This is a genomic window from Halorubrum sp. B53 (assembly GCF_059752395.1).
This window is the reverse complement of the sequence record NZ_MWTH01000006.1, coordinates 378,110-391,599: the sequence shown is the minus strand read 5'-3', so window position 1 is coordinate 391,599 and position 13,490 is coordinate 378,110. Positions and strand designations below refer to the sequence as shown.

General features: G+C 70.3%; 12 protein-coding genes and 1 tRNA gene. 4 read left to right on the top strand and 9 right to left on the bottom strand.

Going from position 1 to position 13,490, the window contains the following annotated elements; all coding sequences use genetic code 11:
* Nucleotides 1-69: 69 nt before the first annotated feature.
* From B4V06_RS07205 to B4V06_RS07190, 4 genes are all read right to left on the bottom strand, one after another.
* Nucleotides 70-244: transfer RNA gene (locus B4V06_RS07205), tRNA-Trp, on the bottom strand.
* Between the two features lie 132 nt (nucleotides 245-376).
* Nucleotides 377-598, bottom strand: a complete 222-nt coding sequence (locus B4V06_RS07200) for a DUF5795 family protein (protein WP_123114806.1) — start codon at nucleotides 596-598, stop codon at nucleotides 377-379.
* Between the two features lie 126 nt (nucleotides 599-724).
* A complete protein-coding gene (locus B4V06_RS07195; protein WP_123114805.1) occupies nucleotides 725-1,741 on the bottom strand; it encodes a DUF5794 domain-containing protein in 1,017 nt (338 codons plus the stop codon).
* Complete coding sequence (locus tag B4V06_RS07190; protein WP_123114804.1) at nucleotides 1,742-1,948, bottom strand: DUF8099 family protein; 207 nt, start codon at nucleotides 1,946-1,948, stop codon at nucleotides 1,742-1,744. It abuts the gene before it with no gap.
* 393 nt (nucleotides 1,949-2,341) lie between these two features.
* Between B4V06_RS07190 and guaB the strand changes: the two genes are divergently transcribed.
* The 3 genes from guaB to B4V06_RS07175 all read left to right on the top strand — a co-directional run bounded on the left by guaB (nucleotide 2,342) and on the right by B4V06_RS07175 (nucleotide 6,627).
* A complete protein-coding gene (gene guaB, locus B4V06_RS07185) occupies nucleotides 2,342-3,829 on the top strand; it encodes an IMP dehydrogenase (protein ID WP_123114802.1) in 1,488 nt (495 codons plus the stop codon).
* Between the two features lie 119 nt (nucleotides 3,830-3,948).
* On the top strand, nucleotides 3,949-4,536 hold the full coding sequence (locus B4V06_RS07180) for a HalX domain-containing protein (RefSeq protein ID WP_123114801.1): 588 nt from the start codon (nucleotides 3,949-3,951) through the stop codon (nucleotides 4,534-4,536).
* Nucleotides 4,537-4,635: 99 nt separating this feature from the next.
* Nucleotides 4,636-6,627 carry a DEAD/DEAH box helicase gene (locus tag B4V06_RS07175; protein ID WP_498168651.1) on the top strand — a complete coding sequence of 664 codons (1,992 nt, stop codon included), beginning with the start codon at nucleotides 4,636-4,638 and terminating at the stop codon, nucleotides 6,625-6,627.
* A 42-nt stretch (nucleotides 6,628-6,669) separates the two neighbouring features.
* Here the strand turns inward: B4V06_RS07175 and B4V06_RS07170 are convergent, their stop codons facing one another.
* Nucleotides 6,670-7,737 (bottom strand): phytoene/squalene synthase family protein, encoded by a 1,068-nt coding sequence (locus B4V06_RS07170; protein WP_123114799.1) that lies wholly within the window; start codon nucleotides 7,735-7,737, stop codon nucleotides 6,670-6,672.
* Between the two features lie 199 nt (nucleotides 7,738-7,936).
* Here B4V06_RS07170 and B4V06_RS07165 point away from each other — a divergent pair, with 199 nt between their 5' ends.
* Nucleotides 7,937-9,082 carry an acyl-CoA dehydrogenase family protein gene (locus B4V06_RS07165; RefSeq protein WP_498168648.1) on the top strand — a complete coding sequence of 382 codons (1,146 nt, stop codon included), beginning with the start codon at nucleotides 7,937-7,939 and terminating at the stop codon, nucleotides 9,080-9,082.
* Between the two features lie 18 nt (nucleotides 9,083-9,100).
* Here B4V06_RS07165 and B4V06_RS07160 read toward each other — a convergent pair whose 3' ends face one another.
* From B4V06_RS07160 to B4V06_RS07145, 4 genes are all read right to left on the bottom strand, one after another.
* Nucleotides 9,101-11,098: a PH domain-containing protein gene (locus tag B4V06_RS07160; RefSeq protein ID WP_498168645.1), complete on the bottom strand. Its 1,998-nt coding sequence runs from the start codon at nucleotides 11,096-11,098 to the stop codon at nucleotides 9,101-9,103.
* Nucleotides 11,095-11,559: a PH domain-containing protein gene (locus B4V06_RS07155; RefSeq protein ID WP_498168643.1), complete on the bottom strand. Its 465-nt coding sequence runs from the start codon at nucleotides 11,557-11,559 to the stop codon at nucleotides 11,095-11,097. Before B4V06_RS07155 ends, B4V06_RS07160 begins: the two co-directional genes overlap by 4 nt.
* Nucleotides 11,560-11,700: 141 nt before the next feature.
* Nucleotides 11,701-12,390: a YqjF family protein gene (locus tag B4V06_RS07150; RefSeq protein ID WP_498168640.1), complete on the bottom strand. Its 690-nt coding sequence runs from the start codon at nucleotides 12,388-12,390 to the stop codon at nucleotides 11,701-11,703.
* Nucleotides 12,391-12,490: 100 nt separating this feature from the next.
* Nucleotides 12,491-13,480 (bottom strand): cation diffusion facilitator family transporter, encoded by a 990-nt coding sequence (locus tag B4V06_RS07145; protein ID WP_123114794.1) that lies wholly within the window; start codon nucleotides 13,478-13,480, stop codon nucleotides 12,491-12,493.
* Nucleotides 13,481-13,490: the final 10 nt, after the last annotated feature.

Below are 13,490 nucleotides of genomic sequence, written 5' to 3'. Positions count from 1 at the left end.
CCGGTTACAGACCTGTTTTTAGTCGAATAGCTATTACTAAGAAGTGATACGTTAGAGTGAAGACCGTTATGGGGCCGGAGGGATTTGAACCCCCGATCGACTGATATCTCCGGTGCGCCTCGGAACTCCAGAGGGTCGTCAACGCGGGCGATGATCAGTCGCCCGCTCGGTATATCAGTCTGGAGTGTCGTCCCGGGCGCGAACCTCTGGAGTCAGTCGCCATGCCTGGCTTGGCCACAGCCCCACGCGGTTTCGCACTCGGTGATTGCCGAAACGCGGATAAAGGGGTTTCGATCGCGAGCGATCGAGGGACGCAGGGGCGACGCGAGCGACGCCGATGCCGGCGGCTGCTCGGCCGGACCGCCGACGCCTCGCCTCAGCGGTCGTCGTCGCTCCAGTCGCACTCCTGACATTTGTACCCGGTGATGAACTCGGTGACGCTCGGCATGTAGCCGACGGTGATGACGTCGCCGCCGCACTCCGGGCAGTCGCGGTCGGCGTCCGCGATCGATTCGGCTTCGAGCACCGGTTCGCCCTCGACGAGCTCCGCGAGCTTCTCGGGCGTCACCATCCGCCCCTGCACGACGCGATTGGACATACCCCGCGTAGACCGCGGAGCACCTAAACCCCGGCGACACGCCGGGGGCTCGCCCGAGTTCGCGCGGCGCTGATACGGGGAGCCGAGTAGGGTGAGACAGGAACCGCTCGGGGACCGACGCGACGCCTACAGCCAGGGCGCCCGGGAGTCGTCGTCGGTGAACGGGTCCGCGTCGTCGTCGCTCGCGTCGCGGTCGCCGCCGTTGGCCAGCGCCGCCACGTCGTCGTCGACGATTGGGCCCGGCGCGTTCGGCGGGGAGTCGAGCGGCGGGTCGGTCGGGGCGAGCCCCTCGTCCCCGGTCGCGTCGTCGCCCGCGGCGTCACTGTCGTCGCCCTCGCCCGCGTCATCGACGTCGCCGGGGCCGTCGTCCGGTGAGTCGTCGTCCGGCGAGTCGTCGCCGGCGGGGCCGGCGTTCGGGTCGTACGCGAACAGCGTGGTGACGGCGAGGACGGCCAGCGCGATGGGCGCCTCGGTCTGCATCAGGTCGAACGGGCCGAGCAGGATCGGGAGCGCGAGCACGCCGAGCGCGACCGCAGAACCGAACCGGAAGCGGTCGATGTCGACCCGACCGCGGAGGTGCGGCGACAGCAGCGCGATCGAGAGCGCGAACGCGACGCCCACGCCAGCCGCGGCGGCGCCGTTGAGCACGTACTCCGGCGACGTCTCGATCGCGAAGCCGCTCGGGTCGAAGCTCGCGACGAGCCCGAGCGAGATGATGACGCCGGGACTCGGCAGGAACTCGCCTATCTCAGAGCTGGCGGTCTTGGCGGCGATCGTGAGGATCACCAGGCCGGCGAACCGCTCGAAGACGGGGAGGTTGAGGAATCCCCTGAACGTGGGGGCGAACGCCGCCTCGAGCGCCGCCAGCGGGATGATCACCGCGCCGATGAGGAGCACGGAGGTCACCATCTCCCGGCGGTCGCCGTCCATCTCCGCGAGGATCACGGCCGCGGTCGCCGATCCGCCGAAGATGAGGATCCCGGTCTCGACGACGCCGGTCGCGGTGCTCAAGACGCCCGCGACGACCAGGGCAGGAAAGATACCGTCGATCAGCGGCAGCACCATCACGGTGGCGAGCAGCTTCGTCGCGCTGCCCACCTGCCGCTCTAAGCGGAGCGCTACCGGGTGGCGTGAGACGCTCATTCAGGGGCGATGTCCCTGACCGACGGGGAGACGGTGGGAAGCGGACAACCCGCGATAGCCGAGGGCCCGGCGTGCGGAGTCGAAGCCGCGAGCGGCCCGACGAGCCCATGTGAAGAATTTGCGCGTATTGCCGGCTGTAAAGGAGGCGCCGAGGGTGCGGATCGGCTGGCCGGCGGTACGCGCGTTCACGGGACTGTCGGAGTCCATACCTCATATACGCGTTTCGGTCGCGTTAAAGGTTGTGTGAGACCCGTCCGCACGACACGAACGATCGCTGTCGATCCCTTATATATGCGGGTACAAACCGCCGACGGATATCTCGTTCCGCCGACGATCGGTCGACGCGTTCGGCGTTCGATCCCCGATCCGTGGAAATCGATCCGCGGGAAGCGATCGGCGGGAACCGATCCCCGGGGAGCGATCTGCGGCCGCGCGTTCGTCCAGAAGGTGAGACGGATGCCGGTGTCGGGCGGATCCGACACCGACCGCGACACGGCGGTTCGATCCACAAAACTGCATATATGACGAACTCGGATGAGAATGACGTACACGTCCGTGCTGACTCGCAACGTTTTTTATCCGCCACTCATGACGGTTTATATGGAGACCAACTCCGGTCGATTCTCTGCGAAGCTCGACGTGCCGGAAGCGTTGACGTTCGACGACGTGCTCCTCCGCCCCAAGGAGAGCCGGGTGGAGCCCGACGACGCGGACCTCTCCGCGCGCGTGTCGAAGAACGTCGAACTCACCGTGCCGGTCCTGTCGGCGGCGATGGACACCGTCACCGAGAGCGACCTCGCCATCGCGATGGCCCGCGAGGGCGGCCTCGGCGTCCTCCACCGCAACATGACCGTCGAGGAGACGGCCGCCGAGGTCGAGCGCGTCAAGCGCGCCCACGAGCTCGTCATCCGCCGCGAGAACGTCGTGACGGTCTCGCCCGAGGACACCGTGCGCGAGGCCGACGCCGTGATGGAGCGGCAGGGCGTCTCGGGCGCCCCCGTCGTCGACGAGGACGACGCCGTCCTCGGGATCATCTCCGGGACGGACATCCGCCCCTACCTGGAAGTCGGCGAGGACGACGCCGTCAGCGAGGCCATGACCGACGAGGTCATCACCGCACCCGAGGACGTCGACGCCCGCGAGGCGCTCGAGCTGATGTACGACCACAAGATCGAGCGCGTCCCGATCGTCGACGGCGACGACCGACTCGTCGGGCTCGTCACGATGCAGGGCATCCTCCAGCGCCGCGAGCACGAGGAGGCCGCCCGCGACGAGCGGGGGCGCCTGCTGGCCGGCGTCGCCGTCGGCCCCTTCGAGGAGGAGCGCGCGATCGCGGCCGACGAGGCCGACGTCGACGTGATCTTCATCGACTGCGCGCACGCCCACAACCTCAACGTGCTCGACTCCGCCCGGGCGATCAAAGAGACCGTCGACGCCGACGTCGTCGTCGGCAACGTCGGCACGCGCGAGGCCGCCGAGGCCGCCGTCGACTTCGCCGACGGGCTGAAGGTGGGAATCGGGCCGGGCTCGATCTGCACCACGCGGGTCGTGAGCGGCGCCGGAATGCCCCAGATGACCGCGGTCTCGGAGGTCGCGGACGTGGCGACCGAACACGGCGTCCCCGTGATCGCCGACGGCGGCATCCGCTACTCCGGCGACGCGATCAAGGCGCTCGCCGCGGGCGCGAACGCGGTGATGCTCGGCTCCTACTTCGCCGGCACCGACGAGGCGCCCGGGCGCGTCATCACGATGCAGGGGAAAAAGTACAAGCAGTACCGCGGGATGGGGTCGGTCGGCGCGATGAAGTCCGGCGGCGGCGACCGCTACCTCAAGGAGGAGGACGAAGACGAGGAGTTCGTCCCCGAGGGCGTCGAGGCCGCGACCCCCTACAAGGGGAGCCTCGCCTCGGAGCTCCACCAGCTCACCGGCGGGATCTGCTCCGGAATGGGGTACGTCGGCGCCGAGACCGTCCCCGAACTGCACGAACGCGCCGAGTTCGTCCGCGTCTCCAGCGCCGGACAGACCGAGGGGCACCCGCACGACGTAATGATCACCGACGAGGCGCCGAACTACAGCCCGGACGAGTAATCGACCGGGAGCGCAGCCGCCGCGGTGCGGTACCGGCGGCGTAGACCCGAAGAGGTATTTTAATATAGTCAGCGCAGAGACGAAACGTGTGAGCGAACACGTCGTCGCTCCGAGAATCCATGAGTGAGCAACCGCCGCTGGTCCTCGTGGTCGAGGACGAACCGGATCTGGCCGACCTGTACGCAGCGTGGCTCGGCGACGAGTATCGCGTCCGGACCGCGTACGGCGGGCAGGAAGCGCTGGAGGAACTCGACGCGGTCGACGACGAAGTCGACGCGATCCTCCTCGACAGGCGGATGCCGGGCCTCTCGGGCGACGAGGTGCTGTCGGCGGTGCGCGAGCGCGGGATCGACTGCCGGGTGGCGATGGTGACCGCCGTCGAGCCCGACTTCGACATTCTGGAGATGGGGTTCGACGACTACCTCGTAAAGCCCGTCACCAGCGACACCCTCAAAGAGACGGTCGCGGGGCTGTTGCGACGCGGGGAGTACGACACGGAGATGCAGGAGCTGTTCTCGCTGACCTCGAAGAAGGCGATGCTGGAGACCGAGAAGAGCGCCACCGAACTCGCCGACAACGACGAGTACCAGCGGCTCACGGACCGGATCGAAGAACTCCGATCGCGGGCCGACGAGTCGCTGGAGGCGGTGACGGAAGACGAGGACGACTTCGAGAAGCTGTTCCAGGAGTTCGACGACGACGCCTGACCAGAAGGCGACCGTCGGTCCGGCGGTTCTCTCCGTGTCCGATTCCGCTCCCGGAGCCCGCCGACTATTTAAATACGGTCCGGGCGAACCGACGACCGAATGCGCGTCCGCGACCTCCCGCTCGCCGAGCCGTACGTCGACCACTTCGCCGAGCGGGGGATCCGGGAGCTGTACCCGCCGCAGGCGGCCGCCGTCGACGCCGGCGTCTGCGAGGGCGAGAACGTCGTCGCCGCGATCCCCACCGCCTCCGGGAAGACGTTCGTCGCCGAGCTGGGGCTGTTGACCGCCGACGGCCCGGGGCTGTACGTCTGCCCGCTCCGCGCGCTCGCCCGCGAGAAGTACGAGACTTTCGCCGCGCTCCCCGGCGTCGACGTGGGGATCTCCACGGGCGACTTCGACGCCACGGGCGAGGCGCTCGCGGGCAACGACGTCGTCGTCGCCACCAGCGAGAAGGTGGACTCGGCGATCCGAAACGGCGCCGGCTGGGTGGACGAGCTCGCCTGCGTCGTCGTCGACGAGGTCCACCTCCTCGGGGCCGAGCGGCGCGGCCCGACGCTCGAAGTGACGCTGGCGACGCTCCGCCGCCGGAACCCCGACGTGCAGGTCGTCGCGCTCTCGGCCACCGTCGACAACCCGGAGGCGATCGCCGGGTGGCTCGACGCGACGCTCGTCGAGTCCGACTGGCGCCCCGTCGACCTCCGGACCGGCGTCGCCGTCGGGGGACACGTCGACTTCGACGACGGGACGGCGATCGACGTCGCGGTCGGGGGCGAAGGAGACGACGAGACGGGAGAGCGCGACAGCGACACCCCCGACGACAGCGACAACGACGGCCCCGACGACAGCGACGTCGCGGCCGCGCTCGTCGCCGACACGGTCGCCGAGGGCGGCCAGTGCCTCGCGTTCGTCAGGTCGCGGACCGAGGCGGTCGCGCTGGCGGAGCGGCTCGCTGAGGACGGCCTCGCCGAGGAGATGGGGATCGAGTCGGCCGCCGCGACCGCCGCCGACGAGGTCGCCGACGTGGACGGCACGGTGACGGGACGGCAGCTCGCCGACTGCCTCCGATCCGGCGTGGCATTCCACCACGCCGGGCTCCGCTCCGGGCACCGCTCGGTCGTCGAGGCCGCGTTCCGCGAGCGCGACGTCGCCTGCATCTGCGCGACGCCGACGCTCGCCGCCGGCGTCAACGTCCCCGCGCGCCGCGTCGTGGTCCGCGACCAGAAGCGCTACGCCGGGTCCGCGATGGAGTGGCTCCCGACGCTGGAGGTCCACCAGATGTGCGGCCGCGCGGGCCGGCCCGGGCTCGACCCGCACGGCGAGGCGGTGCTCGTCGGCGATGACGATACCGAGGCCGAGCTCGTCGAGCGCTACGTGCAGGGGGAGCCGGAGGCCGTCGAGTCGACGCTGGCGGACCCCGCCTCGCTCCGGACCCACGTCCTCTCGGCGGTCGCGACCGGCTTCGCTGAGACGGAAGAGGAGATCCTCGGCGTCTTCGAGGGCACCTTCTACGCCCGGGAGGCCGGCGCCGGGGGCCTCGCCGACGCCGTCGCGGTCGCGGTCGACGACCTCGTCGCGGCCGGGATGGTCCGCCGGGAGACCGGCGGCGTCGAGGAGTACCGGTTGGTCGCCACGCCGGTCGGCGAGACCACCTCGAAACAGTACGTCAGGCCGGAGACCGGCGAGCGGATCGTCGCCGGGCTCCGGACCGCCAGCGAGATGTCCGAGGCGACGACGCTCACCGTCTTCGAGGTGATCTGCGACACGCCCGACATGCAGGACACCTACCTCGGCAACGAGGAGCGCGCCGAGATCTACCGGTTCGCCCGGGCGAACGCGGGCGAGCTGACCACGGCGATGCACGAGACCGACGACTTCGAGGAGTGGCTGGAGTCGGTGAAGACCGCCCGGATCCTCGACGAGTGGATCGGCGGCGCGACCGTCGAGGAGCTCGTGGAGGCGTACCGGATCGGTCCGGGCGACCTCGACTCGCGGATCGAGCGCGCCGAGTGGCTGCTGAGCGCCGCCGAGGCACTCGCTGAGACGATCGGCGTCAGCGTGCCCGCGGTCTCGCGGGCGCGGGCGCAGCTGTAAACGGAAATAGAAAGAAGGGAAAAGCGTCGGCGACCGGTCCCGTCAGTCGGCCGGTTCGACGGCCCGGTGGAACGGTGTCCGAGCGATCGTCCGCCGGAGGTCGGCCAGCGAGTCGCGGCCGACCTCGCCGGCGACGGACATCACCGCGAACACCTCCTGTCTGGAGACTTTCACGCCGGTCTCGGTGAGCGCGTCCTCCGGCCGCGAGTTGAGCTCGCGGAGGGTGCCGACCGCGAGCAGGTAGGGGACGGTCCACGCCTCCATCGTGTTCCCGTTCGAGAGCGGCATCGTCTCCAGGTACGCCTGCGCGTCGTCGAGGAACGACCGGGCGTACTCGGCGGTGCGATCGACGACGCGGGCGGACGACTCCCGGTTGTCGGGGTGGACGACGCGCTCCTGGTCGACCCCCTCGTCGGCCAGCCACTCGGCGGGGAGGTAGACGTTGTTCTCCTCGGTGTAGTCGTCGTACACGTCCTTCGAGACGTTGACGAGCTGGAGGAGCAGCCCGAACTCCTCGGCGGTCTCCCGGAGGCGCCGGGCCCGCTCCTCGCCCACGTCGCCGCGGGTGAGGAGGTTCGTGATGAGGTTGCCGACGGTGCCGGCGGCGTAGTAGCAGTACTGCTCTAACTCGTCGCGGTCGTCGATGCGGAGCCCGCCCTCGGTGGCGTGGCGGTCGACGAACATCGCCATCCCGTCGACCATCTCCAGCACGGGCGGAACGATGGCCTCGCGGGCCTCGGGATCGAGGTCCTCGAACGTCGCCACGATCGTCGGGGCCTCGGCGACGACCTCCCAGTCCTCGTCGCGCTCGGCGGGGGCCGGGAGCCACTCGTCGACGGCCTCGCGGAACGCGCCGATGTCGACGTCCGCGTCGGGGTCGATCGCGTCGCGGTACGTGCGCAACACGTCGCTCTGGGCTTCGGGCGGGATGTGGCCGGCGTCCTCGACGGTGTCGGCGACTCGACAGAGGAGGTACCCCACGCAGATCTGCGAGGCCATCGGCTCCTCCAACACGTCGACCGTCAGCGCGAAGGTCCGAGAAACGCCCTGAACCGCCTCGTGACACCACGGGAGGTCGGGCTCGACGGGACCGTGTTCTCGTCCGCTCATTCGGTTACCGACACTTACGGCACAACGCATAAAAAGCCTCGTGGAACGCCGCAGGCCTCCACGCGCCCGATCGACGTCGATTGCGGCGGCCGCCGAAGGACGAAATCGACCGAGTGCGCGCCGACCGACCGCGAGAAACGGCCTCCCCGTGTAGGATCGTGTGGAAACCGATAAGTCGCCGTGCCCGGGAGAGAGTGGCATGGACTTCACGCTCACCGAGGAACAGCGTCAGATCCGCGACACGGTCGCGGAGTTCGTGGACGAGGAGGTCGTTCCGCGGGCCGCCGAGATCGACGAGACCGACGCGTTCCCGGCCGACCTGATCGACGAGATGGCCGAGTTGGGGCTCCTGGGAATGCCGTTCCCCGTCGAGTACGAGGGCGCCGGCCTCGACTACCACAGCTACGCGATCGGCCTCGCCGAGATCTCGCGGGGCTCCGGGGGGCTCGGCACCGTCGTCGCCGCGCACACCTCGCTTGCGGGCAACATGCTGTACGAGTTCGGCGACGAGCGCCAGAAGGACGAGTACCTCACCGCCTTGAACACCGGCGAGGACGTCGGGGCGTTCGCGCTCTCGGAGGCCGAGGCCGGCTCGGACGTGCCCGCGATGTCGACCACAGCCGAACCCGACGGCGACGGCTACGTCGTTAACGGCGGGAAGCTCTGGATCTCGAACGGCTCCGTCGCGGACACGGTCACCCTGTTCGCGAAGACCGACCCCGACGCCGGCCGGAAGGGCATCTCCGCGTTCGTCGTCCGCCCCGAGGAGGACGACGGGTTCATCGTGGAGGGGACGGAGGAGAAGCTCGGGGACAAGGGGTGTCCGACCGCCGAGCTCCGCTTCGACGACATGTGGATCCCCGAGGACCGGCGGCTCGGCGAGGAGGGCGAGGGGTTCGTACAGGCCTTGAAAACGCTCAACGGCGGGCGGATCACGATCGCGGCGCGCTCCGTCGGCATCGCGCGGGCCGCGCTCGACGAGGCGGCGTCGTACGCGCAGGAGCGCGAGCAGTTCGACCGCGCCATCGCCGACTTCCAAGCGATCCAGCACAAGCTCGCGGACATGGACACGAAGGCCCGCGCCGCGGAGCTGCTGATGCACGAGGCGGCGGACCTGAAGATGCGCGGCGAGGACTACATCAAGGAGGCCGCGCAGGCGAAGCTGTACGCCTCGGAGATCTCCCGGGAGGTCGCCAACGAGGGGATCCAGATCCACGGCGGCTACGGCTACACGAAAGACTTCCCCGCCGAGCGCTTCTACCGCGACGCGAAGCTGTCGGAGATCTACGAGGGGACGAGCGAAGTGCTGCGGAACACGATCGCGCAGCAGCTGCTGGACGAGTAGGGGGCCGCGGACGCCGCGTTACTTCTCGCCGTCTGCGGTTTCGCCGTCGGCCGGTGTCGTGTCGTCGCTCTCGGCGGAACCGCCGTCGGTTTCGTCATCAGCCGTGCTTCCGTCGTCCACCGTCGGTTCGTCGTCGCTCTCCTCCCGCGGTTCGTCCCCGCGATGCGCCACGTCCGCGTCAGAGGGGAACCGGTCCACGGCGTACTCGCCGGTGTCTATCCGCTCCGCGGGCTCGGAGTAGTCCCGATCGCTCGTGGAGAAGTCCGGCCTGATCACGCCGTCGTCGGGTACGTCCGGGCTCTCCTCGACGTCTTCCGCGTCCGTGGCGTCGGGGATCCCGGTCGCTTCGGTGTCGGTCCCGTCGGCGTCGGAGGTCGCGGTGTCCGTGGCGTCGGAGACGCCTTCGGCGTCGGGGATCTCGGCGGTGTCCGCAGCGCCTTCGATCTCTGTGGTATCTGCGGCGTCGGTGGCCTCCGCGGCGTCGGCGTCGGGGTCCGACTCGACCAGCTCGTCGACGTCGCCCTCGAACCACTCGAATCGGTCCCGCCGATCCCGGTGGGACGTGAGAGCCGACTGAAGCCGCTCTTGGAGCGTCTCGCGGAGCTCGATCGCCTCGTCGAGCTCGAAGTCGACGGCGGCGGCCGACGTGCCGGCGAGCGAGCTGCTCCCGGCGGTGTCGGCGACGATCGTCGCCACGTCCCAGCGGCGCTGGAAGACCGTCCGGCTGTCGATGACGGTCTGGATCCGGTAGTACGGGACGACCGTCACCGTCCGGCTCCAGAAGCCGTTGCGCGTGAGGAGATGGTCGTCGCCGAGCCAGTAGCCGCGGTGCTTCCACTTCAGGTGCGCGGCCGGCGGCACCGCCAGCAGGAGGACCGCGGGCCCGTACCACGGGAGGTCGGGCGTGACGTACCAGTCGATCGCGAAGGCGATCCCGACGAGGACCGCGACCGCGATCGCGTACCGGAAGACGTAGCGCCACCGGATCCGCTTCGGCGGCCGCGAGAACGTCGGCGCCCCGAACGACTCCACCTCGTGGGCGAGCCGGTAGACGCGGTCGGTCGTCGCGATGGGGACGGCCGCCTGACTCCCCCCGTCGCCGGATTGGCCGGGCGCGTAGCCGGCGGTCTCGATAGAGAGGCTCGCGTAGCCGAGCGCCCGCTTCGCCGGGTTGTCGGAGATCGTCAGCGTCTGGACCTTCTCGGTCGGGATCGAGCCGCTGTACCGTCGGAACAGCCCGCGCTCGTACCGGAGCTCGTCGCCGGCCCGCGAGAGCCGGAAGCCGTAGTAGTTCGAGAACGCGACCCCCGCGCCGAGCACCCACGACACGAGGAACAGCCCGCCGACGGCGACGATGGCGGTCGCGGTGAGCGCGGCGGCGGACGCCTCGGGGATGAATCCCGAGAGCACCGGCACCGACCCGGAGCTTAAAAAGGCCAACAGGCCGATAAGCCGGCCGTCGAACGACAGCGCCCCGACGAGGGCGAGCTCGCCCGGCGAGATGGCGAACAGCTCCTCTTCCTCCGGACCGACCGCGCCGCGGTCGGCGGCCTCGTCGTCGCCGGCGGTTCCGTCGGCCTCGCCGCCCGACGAGCCGGACTTGCGGCGCTGGACCTCGCGCCGGAGCCGGGTCGCCTCGTCCGGCTTGACGAACCGGATCGACCCCTCGGTGGAGGAGCCGCCCGCGGTCTCGAGGTCGACCGCCGCGATCCCGAGCGCCCGCTGGAACACGCTCTGGCTCACGTCGACGTTCTGGATCCGCCGGTAGGGGATCTCCCGCTCGCGGCGTGAGATCACGCCGGAGGAGATGTCGAGGGTGTCCGCCGTGAGCTCGTACGCGAACCGCCGGTAGTAAGCGACCTCGTACGCGAGCGCGGCGAGGAGGATCGCCCCTCCGGCCGCGGCCGCCGCCGGGAGCCCCCAGTCGTTGCTGTTTGCGACGAAGAAGGCGATCACGACGAATCCCGACACCTTCTGGAGCGCGCGGTACGGGACCGACTGGGGCGCGAGCTTCACACCGCGTCCTCCCCGTCCGCGCGGATCGCCAGTCGCTTCAGCTCCTCGCGGAGGTCGCTCGCGCCGTCCGGCGTCAGTCCCGGGATCCGGACGTCGGCGCCGCGGGAGCCGGCCGTGTAGACGACGCAGGAGGCGAGCCCGGCGCCGCGCTCGACCGGCCCGCGCCGCGAGTCGACGTGCTGGATCCGCACCAGGGGGACGGTCGTCCGGACCTGCGTGACCACGCCGCGGTCGAGGTACAGCGCGTCCTCGCGGATCTCGTAGCTCCAGCGCCGGTACTTGAGTACCGCGTGGACCACCCCGACGGCGAGGAAGACGCCGCCGGCGACGGCCGGCGCCCACATCGGGAGCCGGCCGAGGTAGTACGCGCCGGCGAACGGGAGGGAGAGCACCGCGGCGACCAGTACCGCGCGGAGGACCCACACGACCCGAATACGGGGGTGTAACGTCTGTGTCGTCATCGACGCTCCCCCGCCGCGTGTCCGTGTCTCATACGCCGCCGTTGTCGGCGCCGACGTATAAGTCCGGGCGAAACGGGCGTCGCTCGGCGGTCCCGTCCTCCCCGCTCGGCGGTCCCGCCGTCGCCGGTCGCTCGACCGTCGTCAGGCCCGCCGGAGCCGGTCCGCGCTCACGTCGATCGGCTCCGCGTAGTGGACGAGCGGGTCGCCGTCTGGGCGCTCGAAGCCGTTCGCCGCGAACAGCGTGTTCTCCCGGACGTCGGCGGTCCCCTCGCGCAGGGTCCACGGCTCGTGGGCGATCTCGCCGCGGTAGAGGCGGTTCCCGTGCGCGTAGAAGCGGTAGTTCTCGAGGAGGAACGCCGCGAGCGACCCCGGCTCGGCCGCGAACGCCTCGCCGGCCGGACCGTAGGTCGCGTCGAACCGGGCGCTCGGGACGCCGCGGTGCGTCCGGCGGCTCCGGAACCGAACGGTCCCGTCGTCGCCGACGCGCGTCGCGCTCATCTCGGCGCGGTAGTACGGCAGGGCGAACAGCCGCCGGGCGACCGCCACGCCGAGCCGGTCGTCGGCGTCGAGGTTATAAAAATAGACGCCGGGGCCGTTCGGTCCCTCGACGTAGGTCCGGAGGTTGAGCTCCGGGAACGAGAGCCCGACGGGGACGCCCCGGGGGCGGATGTCGTCCATCACGAACGCGACGACGCCGAGGTAGGCGTCCCCGTCGTGCGTGGCGACGGAGAGCCCCGCGGGGAGCGTCTCGTCGACGACGGCGGGGTCGACCGGCCAGTGGCAGAACAGCCCGTCGCGCCAGGTCATCTCCAGCCAGCGGCGTCCGAACATACGGACGGTAGGGTCGCGAGGGCCAAAACCCGCACGGCGGCGACGCCGCGGTCCGAGCAGCTTCGAGCGCGCGTTTAAAAAAGGGGCACCGGGCCTCCGCTCAGGCGTCTCGCGTTCCCGGACCGTCGGTCGCCTCGGCGTCATCGGCCGTCTCTGTGCCGTCGAACGGTTCGAACCCGCCGGTCCCCTCCCGGGCGTCTTTCCACTCACCGAGACCGGAGGGGTCGAGGTGGACGTGGACGTCCCCGACGTCCTCCAAGTCCCGGAGCCCGGTGACGAGCGCCGTCTCGACGTCGTGGGCCTCCCGGAGCGTCATCCCGCCGTCGACCTCGACGTGGACCTCGACCTCTAGCTCCGTGCCGTCGTAGTACACCGTCAGGTCATGGACGCCCTCGACGGCCGGGTGTTCGCGGAGCGCCTCGGTGACGCGCTCGCGGTCCCCGACCGGGGGCGCCGCGCCGACGAGGTACGTGACGTTCTCGCGGCCGATCTCGACGCCCTGATAGACCACGAGGAGGCTGACCAGCGCGCCGGCGGCCGGGTCGAGGACGGGGAACCCGAGCAGGGCACCGAACACGCCGACCACCGCCGCGACGGTGGTGTAGATGTCGTTGAGACAGTCGGCCGCGAGCGCGGTGAGCGCCGTCGAGCCGAGGGTCGCGTTGACGCGCTCCGTGTACCAGTAGAGGAGGTACATGTCGACCAGCGCGAACAGCAGCGCCGCGACGAGTATCGGATCCGCCTCGACCCCCGGCGACCCGAGGAGCTCGGAGACCGACTCGCGCAGCAGCAGGACGCCGAGCAGGACGATGACCGCGCCGACGAAAAGCGCCGTCAGCGGCTCGATCCGCTGGTGACCGTGGGGGTGCGTCTCGTCGGCGGCGTCGTAGCGGGAGCCGCCCCAGACGAACACGACCGCGCTCGCGACGAGGTCGGCGACCGAGTGCGCGGCGTCGGCGAGCAGCGCGACGCTGCCGAAGGCTACCCCGGTGGCGCCCACCACCGCGATCTTCAGCGCGTTGCCGAGGATGTTCACCCCCGCGGCCCGCTGGAACCGGGCCTTCTCGCCGTCGTCCCAGGGGCCCCACATACGACAGTGT